Raw genomic sequence first — 24,680 nt, forward strand, 5'->3', positions numbered from 1 at the left:
CCTCGGTTAATTACTTTGTCCAAAAAATTGATCTACTGCATTTTACAACATTGATAATCAACACCAAAACGAAACAGTTATGGACGTAGAAATTCTTGCTCGAATTCAGTTTGCTTTTACCATCGCTTTCCACTATATCTATCCGCCATTGAGTATCGGAATTGGATTAATAATGGTTATTATGGAAAGTCTCTATCTCAAAACTGGCAAAAAAGAATACGAAATTTTAACACGCTTTTGGATTAAAATATTTGCATTAACATTCGGTATCGGAGTGGCTACTGGCATCATCATGGAATTTGAGTTTGGAACTAATTGGGCGGTTTATTCTCGATATGTTGGCGATATTTTTGGCAGTGCTTTAGCTGCCGAAGGATTGTTTGCCTTTGGTTTAGAAAGTGCCTTTTTGGGTGTTTTGCTTTTCGGTTGGCATCGCGTAAAACCATGGGTGCATTTGGTTTCTACCATTGGTGTTTTTTTAGGTTCTTTATTCTCGGCTGTTTGGATTGTAGTGGCTAATTCTTGGCAACAAACGCCAGCGGGTTATCATATCGTTGGCGAAGGATTAAACGCTCGTGCCGAAGTTACCGATTTCTGGGCAATGGTCTTTAATCCCTCCAGCATGGACAGATTAGTGCATACTTGGCAGGGTTCGTTTTTGGCTGGAGCTTTTTTGGTTTTAAGTGTTCATGCCTATTATCTACGAAAAAATCGTTACACCGAAATTTCTAAAAAAGCATTTAAAATTGCTTTGGTTGTAGCTACTGTTTTTTCTTTATCACAATTAGTTTCCGGACATAGTTCTGCCGATGGTGTTGCAGTCAATCAACCTGCAAAATTAGCTGCTATGGAAGGTCATTTTCAGAAATCTGCCCCTGCGGATTTGTATCTACTGGGATGGGTTGACAAAGAAAAACAAGAAGTTACTGGCTTAAAAATTCCAGGAGGATTATCGTTTTTGGTGCATCAAGATTTTAAAGCGCCCATAACTGGTTTGAATACTTTTCCTGTTGCAGACAGACCGAGCCAAATCAATGCCGTTTTTCAATTTTATCATATTATGATTGCTATTGGAATGATGCTTATAGGACTAACACTTTACGCCTGTTTTCTTTGGTGGAAAAATCAATTATTCGAAACCAAATGGTTGATGTGGATTTTTTCTTTCTCCGTTATTTTGCCTCAAATAGCCAATCAAGTGGGATGGTTTGCTGCCGAAATGGGCAGACAGCCCTGGGTTGTTTACGGACATTTACGAACATCTGATGCTTTTTCGCAAGAAGTATCGGCCAACCAAATCGTGTTTTCGTTAATCATGTTTACCCTAATTTATTCGCTTTTATTTGTCTTATTCATGTATATGGTCAACAAAAAAATAAAACATGGGCCTTATGACGAGCTGAACGAAGCTATAAATTTTCAATCATTCTAAAAACATAAAAAGCAGTAATTATGGAATATTTTTTAGGAATTGATTATCCCACTTTATGGTATTTAGTTATTGGGCTTTTGTTTTCGGGTTATGCCATTCTCGAAGGATTTGATTTTGGTGCAGGAGCTTGGCACTTATTTTTTCATAAAGATTTAAGCAGACGAATAGCCATCAATGCCATTGCACCTGTTTGGGATGCCAATCAGGTTTGGTTGGTTATTGGCGGTGGAGCTTTATTTGCAGGATTTCCTGTTATGTATGCTACAATGCTATCGGCAATGTACGTTCCGTTTATGCTGTTTTTAATGTTTAATATACTCCGTGCGGCAGCCATAAAATTCCGTAGTGCCGAAGAAATGCTATGGTGGCGTAAAACTTGGGATATTGTGTATAGCGTTTCTAGTATTATGATTGCCTTCTTGTTAGGAGTTGTTCTAGGCAATATTCTACAAGGTTTTCCTCTGGGAGAAAATTACAGTTACAAAGGCGATGCTTTTTTCTCGTTTTTAAATCCCTATGCTATAATGACTGGGCTAACAACGCTGTCTTTGTTTATGACACAAGGCGCTATTTATTTATTGCTAAAAACCGAAGGACGATTGCACGCCAGACTTACTTTTTTGCTCCGTCGTGGAATGATTTTTTTCATCATCACTTTCGGAATAATGACGCTTTATACTTTGGTTTTTATTCCAAAAGTAACGGCAAATTTTAGAGCCAATCCCGTTTATTTTATAGTCCCAATTCTTTCTTTTCTGGCCGTTGCCAATGTACCTCGTTTGGTTTCCAAAAAAAGATACATGCTGGCACTAGTCTTTTCATCCATAACAATGATGTTTTTGTTAATGCTTGTGGCTATCCAATTGTACCCTACTTTATTACTATCGACTATTGACCCAAAATACAGTGTAACGATTTACAATGCTGCTTCGTCTCAAAAATCTTTAGGCATCATGCTAACTATTGTTGTAATTGGAACTCCTCTGCTGGCTGGATACTTCTACTTTCTGTACAGTACCTTCAACGGAAAAGTAAAGCTAGACGACACTAGTTATTAAAATTGAAATACTAGTTCCTATAAAATTTTGAGCTTCCTACTCTTTTTATAACATTTTTTGTGTTGTGTAACTTTTGTCACTATTTAAAGTAAAAACTTGAAATACCTTTGTATTGAATTTATCAACAAACAGAATTTACACCATGAAAATAGAACAGATTTACACCGGATGTTTAGCACAAGGAGCTTATTATATCACATCTAATGGCGAAGCTGCTATTATTGATCCCCTTCGTGAAACAGAACCATATATGGACAGGTTAGAAAAAGATGGTGGCAAACTTAAATATATTTTTGAAACTCATTTTCATGCTGACTTTGTTTCTGGTCATTTAGATTTAAGCAAAAAAACGGGTGCTCCTATTGTTTACGGACCAACCGCAAAACCTGATTTTGAATTTATTGCTGCTACCGATGGACAAATTTTTGAAATTGGAAACATCAAAATAAAAGTATTGCACACCCCTGGTCATACTATGGAAAGCACCTCGTATTTACTAATTGATGCTGACGGAAAAGATCATGCTATTTTCTCTGGAGATACTCTATTCATTGGCGATGTAGGTCGTCCTGATTTGGCACAAAAAGCCGCTTCAATGACACAAGAAGAATTAGCAGCAACCTTATTTCATTCGTTACGAAATAAAATAATGACTCTGAACGATGATGTTGTTGTATATCCAGCTCATGGTGCAGGTTCTGCCTGTGGAAAAAACATGAGCAAAGAAACCGTTTCGACCATAGGAGAACAAAAAATGACTAATTATGCCTTGAGAGCCAACATGACCGAAGCGGAATTTATCAAAGAAGTTACCGATGGTTTACTGCCTCCACCAGCCTATTTTGGGATGAATGTGGCTATGAACAAAAGCGGAATCGAAAGCTTTGAATCGGTATTTAACAACGGAATGCAAGCCATAAACTCCGCCGAATTTGAAAGTGTTGCCGAAGAAACTGGAGCATTAATTTTAGATACTCGCAACAACGAAATTTTTGCCAAAGGCTATATTCCACAATCTATAAACATTGGCATCAATGGCGATTTTGCTCCTTGGGTTGGTGCTTTGATTGGTGACGTAAAACAGCCTATTTTATTAGTTACCGAAATAGGAATGGAGGAAGAAACAGTTACTCGCTTGTCTCGTGTTGGTTTTGACAACCTTATTGGTCATTTGAAAAATGGATTTGAAGCTTGGACAAAAGCAGGATTCGAAATTGACAGTGTAAATAGAATTACTGTCGAGCAATTTGAAAATGAAATAAAAACTAGCCAAAGCAAAGTAATTGATGTTCGCAAAGAAAGTGAATACGAAGCAGAACATGTTGACGAAGCTTACAGCCGACCACTTTCGGCAATAAATGAATGGGTAAAAGATATTGATCCCAAAGAACATTTTTATCTTCATTGTGCAGGAGGCTATCGTTCGATGATGGCAGCATCCATATTGCAAGCACGTGGTTATAGAAACTTTTCCGAAATTGAAGGAGGATTTAATGCCATTGCAAAAACAACAGTTCCTAAAACCGATTTTGTGTGTCAAAGCAAAGTTTTGAAAGTATAAATAGTAAAACATTCAACATCAAATGGACGATTCAAAGACAATAAACAAAGATTTAATTTTAAGAGAACGATTGGCATTACAACGAACTGTTTTAGCTAATCAATCTACTTTTTTAGCATTCTTAAGAACGGCAATGTATTTTTTAATTGCTGGTTTGAGTTTAAGAAATTTGCTCAAAATAGAGAATAGTTTTTTTACAGAAATAGTATTATTTAGCATAGCATTTGTGATTTTTATCCTTGGAATTATTAATTATTTCAAACATAAAAAGTCAATTTTAGAAGATCAAAAACACATTGGAAATTATCAATTAGAATATTATCAATAATTAAATATGGAAATTTTAGAATTCATCAAACAACCCTGGCCATGGTACATCGCTGGCCCTTTAATTGGTCTTACTGTACCAGCCTTATTACTATTAGGGAACAAAAACTTTGGTATAAGTGCTAATCTACGCCACTTTTGTGCCGCTTGCTTGCCGGCAAATATTCCGTTCTTTAAATACGATTGGAAAAAAGAAATCTGGAATCTGTTTTTTGTCCTCGGAATTCTTATTGGAGGTGTGATTGCTTTTCAGTTTTTAGCCAATCCAAATTCAATGCTTATCAATAAAGATTTAAGAACCGAATTAGCCACTTATAGCATTACAAACATTGATGGAATGTTGCCTTCTGCCATTTTTTCGTGGGAAAATCTATTTACAATCAAAGGTTTTTTGATGATGGTTGTTGGCGGATTCATGATAGGTTTTGGTTCTCGCTATGCGGGTGGTTGCACTAGTGGACATGCTATTTCGGGATTGTCTAATTTACAATTACCGTCTTTAATTGCTACTTGCTTTTTTTTCATTGGTGGACTTATAATGGCAAATTTCATCCTTCCTTACATCCTTTTACTTTAAACTAATAATCATGGAAATCAAAGATAAAAACACTGATTTTGAAACTCGTTCTTTAGATACTATTTGTGTCAACGAAAGTCATTTGCAACACAAATGGTATCATAATATCAAATATCTAATTGTAGGTTTATTGTTTGGAATCGTATTTATCAAAGCCGAAATCATTAGTTGGTATCGCATTCAGGAAATGTTTCGTTTTCAATCCTTTCACATGTACGGAGTTATTGGCAGTGCCGTTGTGGTGGGAGTAATTTCAGTTTTAATAATCAAAAAATTCAATATCAAAACCATATATGGAGAAAAAATAGAGTTCCACGATAAAACATTCAACAAAGGTCAAATCATTGGTGGATTCATTTTTGGATTGGGTTGGGCCATTACAGGTGCTTGTCCTGGTCCTCTTTTTGCTCAAATAGGAACTGGAGTAACTGTTATGATTGTTACTTTATTCTTTGCTATTGTGGGGACTTGGGTATATGGTTATTTTAGAGATAAATTACCTCACTAATTTACCTCTTTTCAAATTGTGAGTTTAATTATTTTTTAATTCTATAGCCTTGTTAATCCAAAAATTATTTAATTCGTCATAATTAACTGGTTTTGCTGGAGGCTGATTTGTTAATCGTCCTGATTCAAAAGCTCTTACAAGTATGGTTTCTATTAAAAAATCTTCGTTAACTTGAAAAGGTGCATAAGGAGTTTTCATATTAAGATCAAACATTTTTGCAGTAGTGTTCGACCAAAATGCAGTCCATCCGCTTTTTAGGGTTTTGACTAATTCATAAGTCGTTTCACCTGTTTGACGGTGAATCAGTTTAATAAGTATTTGCCCTTGCTTGCGAGAAAGTTTTTTAAGTCGAGCTTCAAATTCATTGTTGATATAATCTTCGGCAATCTTGAAGTATTTCTTTTTTTCTTTATTTGTTTTCAAACTAGCCATGCCTTTATTAAGCGCAACCAATTTATCAGCTGCTAATGTTGCATACGGATAGGTTTTGTACACTCTACTTCGAAGCAAATCAAATTGTTTTTTAGCTACTTGATCTAATTTCCCTTTATAAAGAATTATTTCAGGCAACTGAATAGTGTCTTTAAAAACAGTATCAGTTTCGGTCAACGCCTCATCAATCATAGAGCCATCTCTAGGCTTTGTTTGCGCATGACCCAAAATAGAAATAAACAGTAAAAGAAAAGACAAAAACATTTTAACAATCTTCATATAACAAAAATTTATGTCACAAAATTATACATTAAATACACAACTCTAATCTCAAATTTATATTTTAGCAAAAAATAATTTTATGAGTTCAAAATCGATATTAAAAAAGACTTCGCTAACATTTTTAGAAAACTACCTTAACAACGCATCCCCTACTGGATTTGAAAGTTCTGGTCAAAAACTGTGGATGGATTATTTAAAACCTTATGTAGATACTTTTATCACGGATACTTATGGAACTGCGGTTGGGGTTATTAATCCCGATGCTCCTTACAAAGTAGTAATTGAAGGTCATGCGGATGAAATTTCGTGGTATGTAAATTATATTACTGATGACGGATTGATTTACGTTATTAGAAATGGAGGTTCAGATCATCAAATTGCTCCTTCTAAAAGAGTAAACATTCATACTAAAAAAGGAATCGTAAAAGGTGTTTTTGGATGGCCTGCTATTCATACCCGTGGTAGAGGAAAAGAAGAAGCTGCTAGAATTGACAACTTATTTATTGATATTGGTTGCTCTAAAAAAGAAGAAGTAGATGCTTTGGGTGTTCATGTGGGGTGTGTGATTACTTATCCAGATGAATTTATGGTACTCAACGAAAACAAATTTGTTTGCCGTGCTATTGACAATAGAATGGGTGGCTTTATGATTGCCGAGGTGGCGCGTTTGTTACACGAAAACAAAATCAAACTTCCTTTTGGGTTGTATATTACTAATTCTGTTCAGGAAGAAGTAGGTCTTCGTGGTGCCGAAATGATTACCAAAACCATCAAACCGAACGTTGCCATTGTTACTGATGTATGCCACGACTCGACTACTCCAATGATTGAAAAGAAAATTGAAGGAGAAACAAAAATTGGCAAAGGTCCTGTTATTACTTATGCTCCAGCGGTTCAGAACAATTTAAGAGAATTGATTTTGGATACAGCTGAAGAAAAAAATATTCCTTTCCAACGTTTAGCATCTTCCAGAGTTACTGGAACTGACACTGATGCTTTTGCTTACAGTAATGGCGGAGTAGCTTCGGCTTTGATTTCGTTGCCTTTGCGTTATATGCACACTACAGTAGAAATGGTGCATCGTGATGATGTGGAGAATGTTATTAAATTAATTTACGAGACTTTATTGAAAATCGAAAACAACGAAACATTTTCTTATTTTAAATAAAAAAGCATATTTCTATAAATTAAATCCTTTCCTTTTTGTAAAAATTAAGGAAAGGATTTTTTTTATAAGCCAAAATCAATTCAACTAAAGAAGAAATTCTCCAAAATCCCATTTTAAGATAATCTTCCAAACTGTTATACCGAAAGAATAAATCAAAATGGTAACTTTGCGTTTTGCCAAAATTCTATGCTAGAAAACGACAACAACATTGAAGTATTAGGTGCGAGAGTGCACAATCTAAAAAATATAGACGTAAAAATTCCAAGAGAGAAACTAGTGGTGATTACAGGACTTTCGGGTTCGGGAAAATCTTCTCTTGCTTTCGACACGATTTATGCCGAAGGTCAGCGCCGTTATGTCGAAACTTTTTCGGCTTATGCGAGGCAATTTTTAGGTGGTTTGGAGCGTCCCGACGTGGATAAAATTGACGGACTTTCTCCTGTTATTGCTATCGAACAAAAAACAACCAGTAAAAGTCCTCGTTCTACCGTTGGAACCATTACCGAAATTTATGATTTCCTGCGTTTGTTGTATGCACGCGCCGCAGATGCCTATAGTTACAACACAGGCGAAAAAATGGTTTCCTATAACGATGAGCAAATCAAGGATTTGATTACCCAAGATTTTTCGGGAAAACGTATCAATATTTTGGCACCAATTATTCGTGCTAGAAAAGGACATTATGCCGAATTATTCCAGCAAATTGCCAAACAAGGATTTTTGAAAGTTCGTATTAATGGTGACGTTAAGGACATCACAACTGGAATGAAACTCGACCGTTACAAAACGCACGACATCGAAATCGTGATTGACAGAATGGTTATTGAAGACACTCCCGACAACGAAAAACGCCTGTCCGAAAGTATTAAAACAGCGATGTATCAGGGTGAAAATGTTTTGATGATTTTAGACCAGGACACTAATGAAATTCGATTTTTTAGTCGGAATTTGATGTGTCCATCTACTGGAATTTCCTATCAAAATCCGGAACCGAATTTGTTTTCGTTCAACTCTCCAAAAGGCGCTTGTGACCATTGTAAAGGTTTGGGAACGATAAACGAAATCAACCTTAAAAAGATTATCCCAAATCCTAAATTATCTATAAAAGCTGGTGGTTTTGCACCTTTAGGCGAATACAAAAGCAGTTGGATTTTCAAGCAATTGGAAATCATTGGCGAAAAATACAGTTTCAAATTGACAGATGCTGTCGAAACGATTTCCGAGGAAGCGATGGAAATGATTTTGAATGGTGGCAAAGAAAAATTCTCTGTCGAATCGAAAGTTTTGGGAGTAACCAAAGAATATAAAATTGAGTTTGAAGGAATTTCGCATTTCATCAAAAACCAATATGACGAAAGTGGTTCTGCAACGATAAAACGTTGGGCAAAGGAATTTATGGACGAGGTAAAATGTCCCGTTTGTGAAGGTTCACGATTGAAAAAAGAAGCGTTATTTTTCAAAATCAATGAAAAAAATATTGCTGAACTGTGCAACATGGATATTTCAGATGTAACGGCCTGGTTTCTGGAATTGGACAAATATTTATCCGAAAAACAAAAAACCATCGCTACTGAAGTTATCAAGGAAATCAAAGACAGATTAGCATTTTTGATGAATGTTGGTTTGGATTATCTGGCTTTAAGCCGAAGCTCCAAATCACTTTCAGGTGGTGAAGCACAACGCATCCGATTGGCAACACAAATTGGTTCGCAATTGGTTGGGGTTTTATACATTCTGGATGAGCCAAGTATTGGTTTACACCAAAGAGACAACGACAAACTGATTAAATCATTGGAACAATTACGTGATATTGGCAACTCGGTAATCGTGGTCGAACACGATAAAGATATGATTGAGCAAGCCGATTATGTAATTGATATTGGTCCGAAAGCAGGGAAATATGGTGGCGAAATCATCAGTATTGGAACGCCTGCCGAAACCTTAAAATCGAATACAATTACTGCGCAGTATTTGAATGGAAAAATGAAATTGGAGATTCCAAAAAAGCGTCGTGAAGGCAACGGAAAATTTCTAAAATTAACTGGAGCAACAGGAAACAATCTAAAAAATGTCTCAATTGATTTGCCTTTGGGTAAAATGATTTGCGTGACGGGAGTTTCGGGAAGCGGAAAATCGACTTTGATTAATGAAACCCTCTACCCTATTTTGAACGCTTATTATTTTAATGGTGTCAAAAAACCGCAACCCTACAAGAAAATTGAAGGTTTGGAACATATCGACAAAGTGATTGATATTGACCAAAGTCCGATTGGAAGAACACCACGTTCGAATCCTGCGACTTATACAGAAGTTTTTAGCGAAATCCGAAACCTGTTTACAATGACTTCGGAGAGTATGATTCGTGGTTATAAAGCGGGACGTTTTAGCTTTAATGTAAAAGGCGGACGTTGTGAAACCTGCGAAGGTTCTGGAGTTCGAACGATTGAAATGAATTTCTTGCCCGATGTGTATGTGGAATGCGAAAGCTGTCAGGGGAAACGTTTCAACAGAGAAACTTTGGAAATCAGATACAAAGGAAAATCCATTTCGGATGTGTTGAATATGACTATTGACGAATCCGTTCCTTTCTTTGAGAATATACCAAAGATTTATCGAAAAGTCAAAACGCTACAAGATGTTGGTTTGGGTTATATTACTTTAGGTCAACAAAGTACCACGCTTTCGGGTGGCGAAGCGCAACGTATCAAACTGGCTGGAGAATTATCTAAAAAAGATACAGGAAACACCTTTTATATTTTGGATGAACCCACAACGGGATTGCATTTTGAAGACATTCGGGTTTTGATGGAAGTGATTAATAAATTGGTTGACAAAGGCAATACCATTTTGATTATTGAACACAACATGGACGTCATCAAACTGGCGGATTACATCATTGACATTGGTCCCGAAGGAGGAAAAGGCGGTGGCGAAGTGGTTGCCAAAGGAACTCCAGAAGAAATTAGTAAAAATAAAAAAAGCTATACAGCGCAGTTTTTGAAAAAAGAGTTAGTTTAAGGATTAGTTCAAAAATCATTTAAAAAAATAATTACATTTGTTTAAAACAGATACAAGATGAAAGAATCTATAATCATAAAAAATCTCGGTCCTCTAAAAGATATTCATATTGAAGAAATAAAACCTTTTACAGTTTTTATTGGAGAATCAGGCAGTGGAAAAAGTACTTTGATGAAAGTTATCTCTTTATTTCGATGGATTTATAAAATGCAAAACATTCGCTCTTATTTAAAAACTAGTAAAGTAAATTCTCCTTTTCGCTTTAGAATGGATTCATATTTGAAACAAACTGGCATAGATGAATTTATGAAATCAAATCCTGAAATCATCTACACAACCACATTTGATAACGGAATGACTTATGAAATAAAATTTCAAAATCATAAACTATCCTTTTCAAAAAATATAATAAATGCCTCTGACTTACATTTCAATAAAATTTCTTTTATTTCAGAAACTAGAAATATAATACCTCTATGGGCAAATAGAGGAGCATCATTAACAGGAGGTTATTTAGGATTCTATTTTCACGAAGTTTTTAAAGATTTTGATTTGGCTTCGGATTCTATAAAGGATGTTGAATTAAAACATTTAGGACTAAAGTTTTTAGTTAAAAAAAGCCATTCTGGAAAGAATTATAGAATTGAATCAAAAAATAATGAAAAATTTGATATAGAATTCAGAAACAGTTCTTCAGGAACACAAACTTCTGTACCAATAATTTTAATTTCACAGTTTTTTGCACAAAATTTTAAATTTGAAGATGCTTTTAACAGCTCAGTTTTGAAATATTTATCTTCAGCTGATAGTTTAACAGAATTTAAAGCGGTGAAAAATTTGAGCGATATAAACAAAAAAATATATATTCACATCGAAGAGCCTGAATTGAGTTTATTTCCTGATGCACAGTGTAAATTAATGGATGATTTAATAAAAAATTGTTTTATAGATAATACTAATCCTATTGAATTATTAGTTTCTACACACAGTCCATATATTGTGAACTATCTAAATCTACTTATAAAAAAATTTGATAAGAATGAGAATGATGCAAAATACAATTATGATGAGTTAACTGTCTATCAAGTTGCAAATGGAAGTTTAATTAATTTAATGGCTAAAAACGAAAGATTGGTAAATACAAATCCTTTATCCGATACCATAAACGATATTTATAACGAATATGAAAAATTAGGATAGTATGGATAGTTTACTTAAAAATGATTTTACTTCATTCCATCAGTTACCAATTTCTATTCTTAAAATACGTGAAGATACTAATTTACCTTATTTTGAATTAGAAGATATTAATACTGTTTTAACTCTATCCTCTATTAAAAATTCTGGAACAGCAAAATACTCGAATCCTAATAATTTAGAAGTAACTATAATTGATTACGATACTTTTCTAACTAATTTATCACATAAATTTAGGCAAGGAAAAAGCAGATGTGACGCTATAGTTTACACTCAAAACAAGTCTTACTTTTTATTGAACGAATTAAAAAACAGAAAAATAGTTGATGAGAATGCAGACGAGGAAGTACTTTCGAAAGCCATTTCTCAAATGCTTAAAACATTAAAATTGATAAAAATTGTTCCATCAATTGATGCTTTTATAAACTCTTTTACTCAAAAAATATGTTGTTATTGCAATAAACAATCTAATACCCCATCTCCTATTATTAATGCTCCAAATGCTTTTGGCAGATTAAACAATTTATTACCAGATGGAATTGAAATGGAACATACTGAAATCAATGCGTTCGGATTTCAATTATTTCAATATACAGGTTCACAAACAATAAAATTTAATTGATATAATCAATTCAAACTAGCGGATTACATCATTGACATTGGTCCCGAAGGAGGAAAAGGCGGTGGTGAAGTCGTTGCCAAAGGAACCCCTGAAGAAATTAGTAAAAATAAAAAAAGTTATACGGCGCAGTTTTTGAAGAAAGAGTTAGTTTAAATTTCTTTTCCAAAGTTAAAATTTTGTACTATTATTTAGCATAATATAAATAGCTACACGACCAAAACCTATCTAAATCAGATAGGTTTTTTGTTTTTCACTCTATTTTAATTTAGAAAACGCATTCCTAATTCAAATCCAACATAAGCAGTATAATTGACACAATTCCCAATTATCATGATGAATTTTAATTTTTTCGTATGATTAGACCTGTTTGTTATCATATTAATAAATTTTCAATCTTTTTAATATGATGCGTTTTTTTTACTAAATTTAGAAAAACAGAGAAACACAATTTACTCCTAATAAAAATATTGATTTACTTAATTGTTTTGATATACTATTAAGAGAAATTAAAAAGAAAACAGCAATTTAATACATGGAAATATTTCATATCGGGGCGGAGTGTTATCCAGTGGCAAAAGTAGGTGGTTTGGGCGATGTTGTGGGAGCTTTGCCAAAATATCAAAATAATGCAGGACAATTGGTTCGAGTAGTACTTCCTCGTTATGAAACAAAGTTTATACAGGAAAACGAATTTGATGCTGTTTTTTCAGGAGTTGTAAAATTGGGGATTTCAGAATTTTCATTCAATGTATTAAAAGAGCGTACCAATAAATTGGGATATGAACTGTATTTGATTGCAATTCCAACCTTATTTGACAGAAAAGAAATCTATGGTTATGAAGATGATATTGAACGTTTTTTATCCTTTCAGATAGCAACTTTGGATTGGATTACTACTCGAAATGAAATTCCAACTATTATTCATTGCCACGATCATCATACGGGTCTGATTCCGTTTATGATGCAATGTGCCAATAAATACGAGAGATTACAAACTGTACCAACGGTAATTACCATACATAATTCTATTTATCAAGGGCAGTTTGGGTTTGATAAATTGTATTATTTGCCCGAATTTGATTTGTCGAAAGCCTATCTTTTAGAATGGGATAATCGAATCAATTCTTTGGCATCGGCCATAAAATGTGCTTCGGCAGTAACTACGGTTTCTCCTAATTATTTGAATGAAATTAATGATTGGGCTTATGGTTTAGAATCTTTGTTTAGGCTTGTAAAAGATAAATCAAAGGGCATTTTGAATGGAATTGATACCGAAGTTTGGAATCCAGCTACAGATAATATGTTGGAAACCAATTATTCGATCAAAAATTTCCAAAAAGGGAAACAGGAAAATAAAGAAAAGTTGTGTACCGAATTTAATTTAGACCCAAAAAAACCGCTTTTCAGTTTCATTGGTAGATTATTAGAAGAAAAGGGAGCTGATTTATTGCCACACGTCGCAGCGATGGCTTTGTCAGAACATCCGAAAGAAATAAATATTTTGGTTTTAGGTTCAGGAAATGCCGAAATTGAAAATCAATTAACACATTTACAAACGAGTTTCAAAGGAAATTACAACGCAGTGATTGGCTACAATGAAGAGTTGGCACATTTAATTTATGGAGGATCTGATTTTTTATTAATGCCTTCCAGAGTAGAACCTTGCGGGTTAAATCAAATGTATGCCATGCGCTACGGAACGATTCCAATTGTGAGAAGAACAGGTGGATTGAAAGACACCGTAATCGATTTTGGAGACAACGGAAACGGGATTTGTCACGATCAGGCTAGTGTTAGTGATGTTTGCTATTCGATTCAAAGAGCCGTGAATTTATACAAAGACAAGAAAAAAACAAATGATATTCGAAAACTAGGAATGCAAATTGACCATTCCTGGGAAAGCGTTTGTCAACAATATATAGAAGTGTACAATTTAATACTAGAACAAAAATGAAAGCTAAAAAGAAAAGTGTTATTTCCATTATTTTAGGAGGTGGACAAGGGTCAAGATTATTTCCTTTGACAAATTCAAGGTCTAAACCAGCCGTACCGATTGCAGGTAAATATAGATTGGTAGATATTCCAATTTCGAATTGTATGAACTCCGATTTAAAGCGAATATTTGTTTTAACGCAGTTTAATTCGGCTTCCTTGAATGCACATATAAAAAACACTTATACATTTAATGCTTTCAGTCAGGCTTTTGTAGATATTCTTGCTGCCGAGCAAACTCCTGATAATCCAACTTGGTTTCAAGGAACTTCAGATGCTGTTCGTCAATGTATGCCTCATTTTTTGAATCATGAATTTGAGTACGCTTTGATTCTTTCGGGCGACCAATTGTATCAAATGGATTTTAATGAAATGATTGACGCTCATATCGCAGCAAACGCAGACATTTCTATTGCTACATTACCTGTAAATGCTAAAGATGCTCCCGAATTTGGAATCCTAAAAACCAATAGCGAAAGTTGTATCGAATCTTTTATCGAGAAACCAGACGCTTCCCTTTTACCAGAATGGGAATCTGAAGTGAGTGAGCAAATGAAATCTGAAGGTAAAATTTACCTTGCTTCGATGGGGATTTATATTTTCAACAAAAAGCTTTTAGTTGAATTAATGAAAAACCCTGACACCAAAGATTTTGGAAAAGAAATCATTCCGCAAGCCGTTGGAAACAAAAAAATATTAAGTTACCAGTACGAAGGTTATTGGACAGATATTGGTAATATTGACTCCTTTTTTGAAGCCAATATTGGACTGACAGACGACGTTCCTCAATTTAATTTGTTTGATAATTACAATAAAATTTACACTAGACCACGATTATTACCGCCTTCAAAATTTCAAAACACCAAAGTGGATAAATCATTAATCTCCGAAGGTTGTATCTTGAATGCCAAAGAAATTACCAAATCAGTAATTGGAATTCGTTCTCGAATTGGCGAAGGAACCGTAATTCAAAACAGTTATGTTATGGGTAACGATTTCTATCAAAATATTGACGATATGAATGAAGACATCGCCAATAATAGACAATTAATAGGAATTGGAAAAAGATGTTTTATCAATAATGCGATTGTAGATAAAAATAGTAGAATTGGAAATGATGTTTACATCAGTGGTGGCAAGCATTTAGAAAATACTGTGCATGAACTATATGCCATCAAAGAAGGAATTGTAGTCATCAAAAAAGGAGTAGTAATCCCTAATAATTTCGTAATTAAGTAATTAATCTTTGTCAAAGTTTTAAACTTTGACAAAGATTTTAAGATGAAATACAAAATCATTTTAGCAAATTTTAGTTGACTTTTAAAAATATAAAATGCAGAATCAAACCCGAATAGTAATAGAAAATCTTGCTCCTCAAATCGACAACGGAGCATATTACATCAAAAGAATTGTTGGTCAAACGGTAACCGTTACCGCAGATGTTTTTTCAGACGGACATGACATCATCGAATGTTGTGTAAAATTCAAACATGAAGCCGACAAAAACTGGCAGGAAGTTCGAATGAGTCCAAGAGACAACGAACAATGGACTGCCAATTTCAAAGTAGAAAAACAAGGATTGTATTCCTATTTTGTTGAAGGTTGGGTGGATTATGCCTTGAACTGGCAACACGGAACCGAACGAAAAATTAACGACAATCAATACGTAAAATCCGAACTATTAGAAGGTGCCGAATATGTAAAAGCTGCACTGAAATATGCTAATGATTCCGAGAAAGAATATCTTGAAAAATTAGTGATTCATTTCACCAATGAATCCGATTATGAAGTGGCCATTCAAGAAGCCATGTCATCCGAATTGAATCAAATCTTCAAAAAATATCCGATTAGATTGTTGGAAAATAAATCCCAAGAATTGCAAGTTTATGTAGATAGAAAAAAAGCTTTGTTCAGTACTTGGTATGAATTTTTTCCACGTTCGGCTTCCGAAGAAGAAGGAAAACACGGAACGTTCAAAGATTGTGAAAGATTATTGCCAAGAGTTGCTTCGATGGGTTTTGACACCTTGTATTTTCCACCCATTCATCCTATTGGAGAAGTAAACCGCAAAGGAAAAAATAACGCCACCAATGCAGAACCCGGAGACGTTGGTTCGCCTTGGGGAATTGGTTCACAATATGGTGGACACAAATCTACGCATCCCGATTTGGGAACGATTGATGATTTCAAATCATTAGTCAAAAAAGCAAAAGAGTTAGGAATTGAAGTAGCAATGGATTATGCTTTGCAAGCTGCGCCTGATCATCCTTATGTGAAAGATTTTCCACAATGGTTCAAATGGCGTCCTGACGGAACGGTGCAATACGCCGAAAATCCACCAAAAAAATACCAAGACATTCAACCCATTTATTTTGAAAGCAAAGATTGGAAAAACCTTTGGAAAGAATTATTGGATGTAGCTTTATTTTGGATTGAAGAATGTGATGTGAAGATTTATAGAGTTGATAATCCGCATACGAAACCGTTCTTTTTCTGGGGTTGGCTGATTGGCGAAATCAAGAAAAAACATCCCGATGTATTGTTTCTGGCAGAAGCTTTTACACGTCCGAAAATTATGAACGAATTGGCGAAACAAGGCTTTACACAATCCTATACGTATTTCACTTGGAGAAACTCCAAACATGAATTAACACAATATGTAGAAGAATTAACACAGTCTGAACAAAAAGAATTTTACCGCCCTAATTTTTGGCCTAATACGCCAGATATTAATCCATTTCACTTGCAAAATGGAAACGAATCCATTCATCTTCAAAAATACTTTTTGGCTGCCACATTAAGTTCTAGTATTGGAATTTATGGTCCTGTTTTCGAATATCGTATTTCAACACCTTTGGCTCCTGGAAGAGAAGAATATTTACATTCCGAAAAGTATGAATTTTTCAAATGGGATTGGGAAAAGCAAAACAAAATCACCACGTTAATTACTAAAATTAACACCATTAGAAAAGAACAAGCTTCGTTGCAACAAACCAATAATATTGCTTTTTGCGCTACAAACAACGACCTAATCATGGCCTATTATAAGTTTGACGACGACAAAGAGAATGAAACCCTTATGGTCGCCAGTCTTGATTCTAATTACACTGCGCAATCTATGGTGTTACTTCCAAATGAATTGCACGAAAGACTCCCTATCCATATTACCGATTTAATTACTGGAAATAGTTATATTTGGGAAAATGAATGGAATTATGTGGAATTGTCTGCTGATTTGCCTTTTCATTTGTTTAAAATTCACAAAGAATAGTTTATTTTAACCACATAGAAAAAAATTGTTAATTAGCAGAATAAAGAAAAAGTAATGACATTAAAAGAAGCCGTATTAAAAAGTCTAGAAGATATTAGCGAAATAACCAATTATTCAGCGGTTCTTAATCATATTATTGATAAAAAGTATTATGACTTTGGAACTGGAAAAACTCCTGGTTCTACAATTTCGGCAGTTCTTGGGGAATTCATTCGTAAGGGAGACACTAGAGTAAAACGAATTAAGCAAGATGGCGGAACATATTCCTACTACTTGACAAAAAATGAACAAAATATTGGAATTGAAATTTTGAGCGGTGATACAGAAATTCAATTAGTAAAACCGCTCAAGATAAATAAGTCAAAAACTTATGATGAAAGAGATTTACATAAACTTTTAAGTAGTTATTTAAAAAATACTGACACGTATTCAAAAACAATATTTCACGAACAATCTAATGGAAAAGACAACAATCAAATTTGGACACATCCTGATATGGTTGGAATTAAATTTTTGAACTTACAAACAAAAGCTAGTCAAAATTTTTTAAAATCGATAAATCGTGTTGATACTTTTAAATTAAGTTCTTATGAACTAAAAAGAGAAATTAATAGTGATAGTGAGTTAAAAAAGGCGTTTTTTCAAGCAGTTTCAAATTCAAGTTGGGCAAATTATGGATATTTAGTTGCCTTTGAATTCAGTGATAGTTTAAACGAGGAAATGGCAAGGCTGAATCAATCATTTGGAATTGGTATTATTCAACTTAATGCAAATCCATATCAAAGTAAAGTTCTTTATCCTTCGATATTTCGTGATTTAGACTTCAAGACTATTGATAAACTCTGTAAAATGAACAAAGAGTTTGAAAAGTTTATTGAACAAACGGAAAAATTAATGACAGCAAGCGAAAAATATGTTTCGGGAGCAGAAAAGGAACTTGATGAGTTTTGCGATAAATATTTTGTTAACGATACAGAAGTAGAAAATTATTGTAAAGAAAAACACATACCAATAAACGAAGAGTAAAGAAGTATTAATTCTACAATTGAATATTCAAATTAACCCTCCCAAAAATAAACTATATTAGCAATATGAAAGTGAAAGAATCCATACAACTGAAATTAGCAGAATTTTTAGCATTATGCAAAAGCCATAATGTTAAGAATATTTATGCTTTTGGTTCGGCTATAACTGAAAATTTTAATGAGGAATCTAGCGATATTGATTTATTAATCGAAATTGAAAATGAAGATCCAATCGAGCGTGGCGAGAACTTGATGGATATTTGGGATAAACTAGAAGTTTTTTTTCAAAGAAAAGTGGATTTACTGACTAGTTCTTCCATTAAAAATCCTATTCTTAAAAAGAATATTGAAGCTACAAAAATCTTACTTTATGACGGAAAAGAGCAAAAAGTATCTTTCTGATGTTTTACTATCGATAGATTTAATTAACGAATTTACTATTGGTATTTCAGACTTCAATCTTTATGATAAAGATAGAAAAACCCAAAGTGCAGTCGAAAGACAATTGGTAATTATTGGAGAAGCCCTAAATAAATTACGCCAAAATGAAACCGAAATTGTAATTGAAAATGACCATCAAATTATTGGTTTTCGCAATCGTTTAGTTCATGCTTACGACAGTATCGACAATTAAATTGTTTGGGCAATTATAAATCGGCATTTAGAAAAGTTAAAAATTGAAATCGAAAATTTACAAAAAGAATAAAATCACCACCGAATTTAATATTCGTATAAAAGAAAACCATTAAACCAAACCACCACCACTACAATGAGTCAAGTACAACCCTATTCCCTTTTTACCGATTTCGACATTGATTTATTCAAAGCAGGAAAACATTTCCGATTATACGAAAAATTAGGCGCACATCTAATAGAAGTTGACGGTGTAAAAGGCGTTTATTTTGCTGTTTGGGCACCATCAGCACGTTCGGTTTCTGTGGTTGGCGATTTCAATTATTGGATTCAGGGCGAACATCAATTGAATGTGCGTTGGGATTCGTCAGGAATTTGGGAAGGATTTATTCCAGAGCTTGAAAAAGGAGCCATTTATAAGTATAAGATTCAATCGAACAACGGCGGAATCATTACCGAAAAGGCCGATCCATTTGCTTTGTATTGCGAACATCCACCCCATACAGCATCCGTAATTTGGGATTTAAAATACGATTGGAAGGATAAAAATTGGATGGAAAATCGTAAAGATCACAATGATTTAAACAAACCCTATTCCGTTTATGAAGTGCATCTGGGTTCGTGGAAACGCAATGCAGAAGGAAAATTTTTGACCTATCTTGAATTGGCTACGGAATTGGTCAATTATGTCAAAGAAACGGGTTTTACCCACGTGGAGTTTATGCCAATAATGGAATATCCGTACGATCCTTCTTGGGGTTATCAATTGGTTGGCTATTTTGCGCCAACTTCCCGTTTTGGAAAACCACAGGATTTTATGGTTTTGGTCGATAAATTACATCAAGCAGGAATTGGAGTAATTCTGGATTGGGTTCCATCTCATTTTCCAGAAGATGCTCACGGTTTAGGCTTCTTTGATGGTTCAAATCTTTTTGAGCATCCCGATCGCAGAAAAGGATATCACCCCGATTGGAAAAGTTTGGTTTTTAATTACGGACGAAATGAAGTGCGTTCGTTCCTAATTAGTAATGCTATTTTTTGGTTACAACATTACCACGTCGATGGACTTCGTGTGGATGCTGTGGCTTCCATGTTGTATTTGGATTATTCCAGAAATGAAGGCGAATGGGAACCGAATATTTTTGGTGGCAGAGAAAATCTTGACACTATAAGTTTCCTAAAAGATTTCAACGAAGCGGTGTATTCTAATTTTGAAGGAGTGCAGACAATTGCCGAAGAAAGTACTTCTTTTCCAATGGTTTCTAGACCCACATTTGTTGGCGGATTAGGTTTCGGGATGAAATGGATGATGGGCTGGATGCACGATACTTTAGAATATTTTCAAAAAGAAACCGTGTATAGAAAATACCATCAAAATGATTTGACTTTCTCTATGACCTATGGTTTTTCGGAGAACTTTATGTTGCCACTTTCCCATGATGAAGTAGTCTATGGCAAAAAATCTATTGCAGGAAGAATGCCGGGTGATGAATGGCAGAAATTCGCTAATTTAAGATTGCTTTATGGGTATATGTTTACACATCCTGGAACCAAATTATTGTTTATGGGAAGCGAATTTGGACAAAGTGCCGAATGGAATTTTGAAGCAAGTTTAGACTGGCATTTATTGCAATATGATTTCCACGATGGTATTAAAAAAACAATAACCGATTTGAATGCTTTATACAAAAACTATCCAGCCTTACACGAAAAACAATTCAGTCCGGAAGGTTTTGAATGGATTAATTATTCCGATCATGATAATGCAGTTATGTCGTATATTCGAAAAGGAAACAATTCGAATGAAGATGTAGTTGTGGTTTGTAATTTTACTCAAATTGTCCGTGAAAATTATCGCATTGGTTTATCGCAAAGTGGCAAGCTAGAAGAAATTTTCAACAGTGATGCTGCTATTTATGGCGGAAGCGGAGTTGAAAACAATACCAGTTTAGCTATAGAAGCTACACCTTATGATGGAAGAGAATATTCCGTAGCATTACTTTTACCTCCATTGAGTGTGACGGTTTATAAGTTTGTTTAATTCTTTATATATGTAAAAATCATATAAATCAACCCTAAAAAATAACAATATTAATTTATAAGTCATAGATTATTGAATTATTACAATAAAAGCTATTTTTATAAATAAATTACAACGTTTTCGTTAATTTCAACCAAAAAAACAAACACAATTTCAATATTTTTTTATTATTTTTGATAATAATTAATTTTATAAAAGCTTACCATTATGATTACAAATACAGAACTAGAGTACAAAGGAGATTTATATCCATCAAAAATCGTTTCGATTAAAAAAGAGGTAGATTCTGTGTTTTTCTATACGGACAATAGTGTTATTTTAAAATTAACTGTCTTAAGAGACAGTATGATTCGTTTTCGTTACACCACAAAAGGGTATTTTAGTAATGACTTTTCGTACGCTATTGACAAAAGCCATTCTCACGGTTACAATTTTCTGGAGCTTACAGAAACCGAAGTATATTACCAAATAAAAACCAGTAAAGTACAATGTAGAATCCAAAAAGTAGATTTGAGAGTTTCTATATTTGATTTAGATGGAAACGTATTACTGGAAGACGAACTTGGTTTTCACTGGGAAGAAAGCTATGAATATGGCGGAAATATTGTAAAAATGAGTAAGTCATCCAAAGACGGAGAATGCTTTTATGGATTGGGAGACAAAGCCACTCAACTGAATTTGAAAGGAAAAAGACTGGAGAATTTTGCTACCGATCAATATGCTTTTGGTAAAGATCAGGAACCATTGTATAAAGTAGTTCCTTTTTATATTGGATTACGAAATAAAATTTCTTACGGTATTTTCTTTGATAATACCTTTAGGACTTTTTTCGATTTTTGTCATGAAAGACGAAATGTAGCCAGTTTTTGGGCTGAAGGTGGCGAAATGAACTACTACTTCATTTATGGTCCAAATATGCAAGATGTGGTTACAACTTACACCGATTTGACAGGAAAACCAGAATTGCCACCACTTTGGGCATTGGGATATCATCAATGTAAATGGAGTTATTATCCTGAAAGTAATGTAAAAGAAGTAGCAGCAAAATTCAGGGAATTACAAATTCCTTGTGATGCGATTTATTTGGATATCGATTATATGGAAGGTTTCCGTTGTTTTACTTGGAACAAAGAATATTTTCCTGATCCAAAACGAATGGTTACTGAATTAGCGGCAGACGGATTTAAAACCATTGTAATTATCGATCCGGGAATCAAAATTGACAAAGAATATTCCGTTTATAAAGAAGCTTTAGAAAAAGATTATTTCTGCAAAAGAGCCGATGGTCCTTACATGAAAGGAAAAGTTTGGCCTGGAGAATGTAATTTTCCAGATTATACTAATCCTGTGGTTCGTGAATGGTGGGCTGGATTATTTCAGGAATTGATTTCTGATATTGGAGTAAAAGGCGTGTGGAATGATATGAATGAACCAGCGGTAATGGAAGTTCCTAATAAAACCTTCCCTATGGACGTTCGCCATGTGTATGATGGAAACCCATGTAGTCACAGAAAAGCGCATAATATTTATGGAATGCAAATGGCTAGAGCGACTTATCATGGTGTTAAACGTTTTGCTTATCCAAAAAGACCTTTTGTAATTACAAGATCCGCCTATTCAGGAACACAACGTTATACCTCATCTTGGACAGGAGATAATGTGGCGACTTGGGAGCATTTATGGATTGCCAATATTCAGGTGCAAAGAATGTGTATTTCAGGAATGGGATTCACAGGTTCTGATATTGGTGGATTTGCAGAACAACCTTCAGGAGAATTATACGCTCGTTGGATTCAACTAGGTGTTTTTCATCCATTTTGCAGAACACACTCTTCTGGAGATCACGGTAATCAAGAACCATGGGCATTCGACGAAGAAATTATTGACATTACTAGAAAATTTGTCAATTTGCGTTACCAATTATTACCTTATTTATACACCATGTTTTGGCAGTATATTGAAGAAGGAATTCCAATGTTGAAGCCTTTAGTATATTTTGATCAAGAAGATACACAAACGCATTATCGCAATGACGAGTTCATTTTTGGTAACCAAATTTTAGTTTGTCCAATTCTAGAACCAAATTCTTTAGGAAGAAGAATGTATATTCCACGTGGACAATGGTATAATTACTGGACCAATGAATTGGTTAATGGTGGAAAAGAAATTTGGGTAGATACCAAGTTTGATCAAATTCCAATTTATGTAAAAGCTGGAGCTATTATTCCAAAATACCCTGTTCAACAATATGTTGGCGAATTAGAATTTGACGAATTAATTTTGGATTTGTATTACAAAGAAGGTAAAGAAAAATCAGTAGTATATGAAGATGCACAAGATGGCTACGACTATAAAAAAGGACGTTACAGTTTACTTTCTTTCCAAACTAATGGAAAAGAAAAAGACTTAATCATTCAATTGCACAAAGAAGGAAAGTATGCTACGAATTATTCAAAATACAAAATCAATCTTCTAGGATTACCATTTAAAGTGAAAGAAATAGAAATTGACAATGAGATTATCACTTTTGATAAATTAACTTTCGAAACAGAAAATTATATCATTATTGATAAAGAATTTTCTGAATTGCATTTCATTGGCGAATAAATAGCTCAAAAATATTGATACTTTTTGATATAATAATATAAATTTCAACAAGATGATTTTTTGTATTTTTGTCAAAAGTTAAAATTTGTATTTATGAAAAAGCATTTATCAATAACTGGACTTGGATTATGTGCATTAGGATTATTTTTTTCCTGTGCAAAAAATCCATTTACAGGAAAAAACAATTTGAATTTTGTTTCTAACAGTGAGTTATTTCCATCATCGTTCCAACAATACGGGACATTTTTGAAAGAAAACAAAGTTATTGTAGGGACAGCAGATGCAAAACGTGTTGAAAGCGTTGGGATGAAAATTAAAGCCGCAGCAGAACGTTGGTTAAAAGCGAACGGACATCCAGAATACTTAAATGGGTACCAATGGGAATATAAATTGATAGACAACAAGGAAGTCAACGCTTGGTGTATGCCTGGTGGAAAAATTGTAGTTTATACTGGAATTTTGCCTGTAACTAAAGATGATGCTGGTTTAGCTACAGTAATGGGTCATGAAGTTTCTCATGCTTTGGCCAATCATGGTGCACAACGAATGAGTGCTACACAATTACAACAAATAGGAGCCGTTGGTGTTGCAGTAGCCACTGGAAACAAAAGTGCCGAACAGCAAAAAATGTGGCAAGAATATTATGGTATAGGCTCCCAAGTAGGTGTAATGCTCCCGTTTAGTAGAAGTCATGAAAGCGAAGCCGATAAAATTGGATTGACACTTATGGCAATTGCGGGTTACAATCCTGAACAAGCAATAGCTTTTTGGGAAAGAATGTCAGCTAGTAGCGGTGGCAATAAACCACCTGAATTTATGAGCACTCACCCTGCTGATGCTACAAGAATTGCAAATCTAAAAAGATTGATTCCTGAAGCTAAAGCCGAAGCTTTAAAATTTGGAGTAGTCTTTAAATAATTTTTTTTTTT

General features: G+C 34.1%; 20 protein-coding genes. 19 read left to right on the forward strand and 1 reads right to left on the reverse strand.

The annotated features are described in order from the left end of the window. Positions 1-79: 79 nt before the first annotated feature. The 6 genes from OZP15_RS10520 (at position 80) to OZP15_RS10545 (ending at position 5,463) form a co-directional block, all read left to right on the forward strand. A complete protein-coding gene (locus OZP15_RS10520) occupies positions 80-1,432 on the forward strand; it encodes a cytochrome ubiquinol oxidase subunit I (protein ID WP_281336061.1) in 1,353 nt (450 codons plus the stop codon). A 20-nt stretch (positions 1,433-1,452) separates the two neighbouring features. Further along, positions 1,453-2,490, forward strand: coding sequence for a cytochrome d ubiquinol oxidase subunit II (gene cydB, locus OZP15_RS10525; protein WP_281336062.1), 1,038 nt, complete (start codon positions 1,453-1,455; stop codon positions 2,488-2,490). A gap of 142 nt (positions 2,491-2,632) precedes the next feature. Then, positions 2,633-4,051: an MBL fold metallo-hydrolase gene (locus OZP15_RS10530; protein ID WP_269225403.1), complete on the forward strand. Its 1,419-nt coding sequence runs from the start codon at positions 2,633-2,635 to the stop codon at positions 4,049-4,051. A gap of 22 nt (positions 4,052-4,073) precedes the next feature. Next, entirely contained in the window at positions 4,074-4,379 is a 306-nt protein-coding gene (locus tag OZP15_RS10535) for a DUF202 domain-containing protein (RefSeq protein WP_269225404.1), read from the forward strand. A 12-nt stretch (positions 4,380-4,391) separates the two neighbouring features. Continuing rightward, the gene (locus OZP15_RS10540; protein WP_281337483.1) at positions 4,392-4,955 is read left to right on the forward strand and encodes a YeeE/YedE family protein; all 564 of its coding nucleotides are present in this window, start codon (positions 4,392-4,394) and stop codon (positions 4,953-4,955) included. Positions 4,956-4,965: 10 nt separating this feature from the next. Further along, positions 4,966-5,463: a DUF6691 family protein gene (locus OZP15_RS10545; protein WP_281336063.1), complete on the forward strand. Its 498-nt coding sequence runs from the start codon at positions 4,966-4,968 to the stop codon at positions 5,461-5,463. 24 nt (positions 5,464-5,487) lie between these two features. On the opposite strand, the gene OZP15_RS10550 is transcribed toward OZP15_RS10545, so the two are convergent. Beyond that, a complete protein-coding gene (locus tag OZP15_RS10550) occupies positions 5,488-6,174 on the reverse strand; it encodes a DUF4294 domain-containing protein (protein WP_281336064.1) in 687 nt (228 codons plus the stop codon). A gap of 82 nt (positions 6,175-6,256) precedes the next feature. Between OZP15_RS10550 and OZP15_RS10555 the strand changes: the two genes are divergently transcribed. From OZP15_RS10555 to OZP15_RS10615, 13 genes are all read left to right on the forward strand, one after another. After that, positions 6,257-7,345, forward strand: coding sequence for a M42 family metallopeptidase (locus OZP15_RS10555; protein WP_269225406.1), 1,089 nt, complete (start codon positions 6,257-6,259; stop codon positions 7,343-7,345). 186 nt (positions 7,346-7,531) lie between these two features. Continuing rightward, the gene (uvrA, locus tag OZP15_RS10560; RefSeq protein ID WP_281336065.1) at positions 7,532-10,363 is read left to right on the forward strand and encodes an excinuclease ABC subunit UvrA; all 2,832 of its coding nucleotides are present in this window, start codon (positions 7,532-7,534) and stop codon (positions 10,361-10,363) included. 57 nt (positions 10,364-10,420) lie between these two features. Continuing rightward, positions 10,421-11,563 carry an AAA family ATPase gene (locus OZP15_RS10565; RefSeq protein ID WP_281336066.1) on the forward strand — a complete coding sequence of 381 codons (1,143 nt, stop codon included), beginning with the start codon at positions 10,421-10,423 and terminating at the stop codon, positions 11,561-11,563. Position 11,564: 1 nt separating this feature from the next. Continuing rightward, positions 11,565-12,182, forward strand: coding sequence for a hypothetical protein (locus OZP15_RS10570; protein WP_269225409.1), 618 nt, complete (start codon positions 11,565-11,567; stop codon positions 12,180-12,182). A 532-nt stretch (positions 12,183-12,714) separates the two neighbouring features. Then, positions 12,715-14,136 carry a glycogen synthase gene (locus tag OZP15_RS10575; RefSeq protein WP_269225410.1) on the forward strand — a complete coding sequence of 474 codons (1,422 nt, stop codon included), beginning with the start codon at positions 12,715-12,717 and terminating at the stop codon, positions 14,134-14,136. Next, positions 14,133-15,413 carry a glucose-1-phosphate adenylyltransferase gene (locus tag OZP15_RS10580; RefSeq protein ID WP_269225411.1) on the forward strand — a complete coding sequence of 427 codons (1,281 nt, stop codon included), beginning with the start codon at positions 14,133-14,135 and terminating at the stop codon, positions 15,411-15,413. The genes OZP15_RS10575 and OZP15_RS10580 overlap by 4 nt, the downstream gene beginning before the upstream one ends. A 94-nt stretch (positions 15,414-15,507) precedes the next feature. Further along, on the forward strand, positions 15,508-17,445 hold the full coding sequence (locus OZP15_RS10585) for an alpha-1,4-glucan--maltose-1-phosphate maltosyltransferase (protein ID WP_281336067.1): 1,938 nt from the start codon (positions 15,508-15,510) through the stop codon (positions 17,443-17,445). Between the two features lie 54 nt (positions 17,446-17,499). Next, entirely contained in the window at positions 17,500-18,471 is a 972-nt protein-coding gene (locus OZP15_RS10590; protein WP_269225412.1) for a hypothetical protein, read from the forward strand. A gap of 65 nt (positions 18,472-18,536) precedes the next feature. Continuing rightward, positions 18,537-18,872 (forward strand): nucleotidyltransferase family protein, encoded by a 336-nt coding sequence (locus OZP15_RS10595; protein ID WP_281336068.1) that lies wholly within the window; start codon positions 18,537-18,539, stop codon positions 18,870-18,872. Continuing rightward, positions 18,841-19,104, forward strand: coding sequence for a HepT-like ribonuclease domain-containing protein (locus OZP15_RS10600; protein ID WP_269225414.1), 264 nt, complete (start codon positions 18,841-18,843; stop codon positions 19,102-19,104). The genes OZP15_RS10595 and OZP15_RS10600 overlap by 32 nt, the downstream gene beginning before the upstream one ends. A gap of 135 nt (positions 19,105-19,239) precedes the next feature. Beyond that, positions 19,240-21,144 carry a 1,4-alpha-glucan branching protein GlgB gene (gene glgB, locus OZP15_RS10605; protein WP_281336069.1) on the forward strand — a complete coding sequence of 635 codons (1,905 nt, stop codon included), beginning with the start codon at positions 19,240-19,242 and terminating at the stop codon, positions 21,142-21,144. A gap of 207 nt (positions 21,145-21,351) precedes the next feature. Then, complete coding sequence (locus tag OZP15_RS10610) at positions 21,352-23,751, forward strand: glycoside hydrolase family 31 protein (protein ID WP_281336070.1); 2,400 nt, start codon at positions 21,352-21,354, stop codon at positions 23,749-23,751. Between the two features lie 93 nt (positions 23,752-23,844). Further along, the gene (locus OZP15_RS10615) at positions 23,845-24,669 is read left to right on the forward strand and encodes a M48 family metallopeptidase (RefSeq protein ID WP_281336071.1); all 825 of its coding nucleotides are present in this window, start codon (positions 23,845-23,847) and stop codon (positions 24,667-24,669) included. Positions 24,670-24,680: the final 11 nt, after the last annotated feature.

The organism is Flavobacterium eburneipallidum (assembly GCF_027111355.2).
Classification (GTDB): Bacteria; Bacteroidota; Bacteroidia; order Flavobacteriales; family Flavobacteriaceae; genus Flavobacterium; species Flavobacterium eburneipallidum.

Bases quoted from the DNA above. Each gene is read 5' to 3' on its own strand.
- OZP15_RS10520 (WP_281336061.1), top strand. From the start codon at position 80: ATGGACGTAGAAATTCTTGCTCGAATTCAGTTTGCTTTTACCATCGCT.
- cydB (WP_281336062.1), top strand. From the start codon at position 1,453: ATGGAATATTTTTTAGGAATTGATTATCCCACTTTATGGTATTTAGTT.
- OZP15_RS10530 (WP_269225403.1), top strand. From the start codon at position 2,633: ATGAAAATAGAACAGATTTACACCGGATGTTTAGCACAAGGAGCTTAT.
- OZP15_RS10535 (WP_269225404.1), top strand. From the start codon at position 4,074: ATGGACGATTCAAAGACAATAAACAAAGATTTAATTTTAAGAGAACGA.
- OZP15_RS10545 (WP_281336063.1), top strand. From the start codon at position 4,966: ATGGAAATCAAAGATAAAAACACTGATTTTGAAACTCGTTCTTTAGAT.
- OZP15_RS10550 (WP_281336064.1), bottom strand. From the start codon at position 6,174: ATGAAGATTGTTAAAATGTTTTTGTCTTTTCTTTTACTGTTTATTTCT.
- OZP15_RS10555 (WP_269225406.1), top strand. From the start codon at position 6,257: ATGAGTTCAAAATCGATATTAAAAAAGACTTCGCTAACATTTTTAGAA.
- uvrA (WP_281336065.1), top strand. From the start codon at position 7,532: ATGCTAGAAAACGACAACAACATTGAAGTATTAGGTGCGAGAGTGCAC.
- OZP15_RS10565 (WP_281336066.1), top strand. From the start codon at position 10,421: ATGAAAGAATCTATAATCATAAAAAATCTCGGTCCTCTAAAAGATATT.
- OZP15_RS10570 (WP_269225409.1), top strand. From the start codon at position 11,565: ATGGATAGTTTACTTAAAAATGATTTTACTTCATTCCATCAGTTACCA.
- OZP15_RS10575 (WP_269225410.1), top strand. From the start codon at position 12,715: ATGGAAATATTTCATATCGGGGCGGAGTGTTATCCAGTGGCAAAAGTA.
- OZP15_RS10580 (WP_269225411.1), top strand. From the start codon at position 14,133: ATGAAAGCTAAAAAGAAAAGTGTTATTTCCATTATTTTAGGAGGTGGA.
- OZP15_RS10585 (WP_281336067.1), top strand. From the start codon at position 15,508: ATGCAGAATCAAACCCGAATAGTAATAGAAAATCTTGCTCCTCAAATC.
- OZP15_RS10590 (WP_269225412.1), top strand. From the start codon at position 17,500: ATGACATTAAAAGAAGCCGTATTAAAAAGTCTAGAAGATATTAGCGAA.
- OZP15_RS10595 (WP_281336068.1), top strand. From the start codon at position 18,537: ATGAAAGTGAAAGAATCCATACAACTGAAATTAGCAGAATTTTTAGCA.
- OZP15_RS10600 (WP_269225414.1), top strand. From the start codon at position 18,841: ATGACGGAAAAGAGCAAAAAGTATCTTTCTGATGTTTTACTATCGATA.
- glgB (WP_281336069.1), top strand. From the start codon at position 19,240: ATGAGTCAAGTACAACCCTATTCCCTTTTTACCGATTTCGACATTGAT.
- OZP15_RS10610 (WP_281336070.1), top strand. From the start codon at position 21,352: ATGATTACAAATACAGAACTAGAGTACAAAGGAGATTTATATCCATCA.
- OZP15_RS10615 (WP_281336071.1), top strand. From the start codon at position 23,845: ATGAAAAAGCATTTATCAATAACTGGACTTGGATTATGTGCATTAGGA.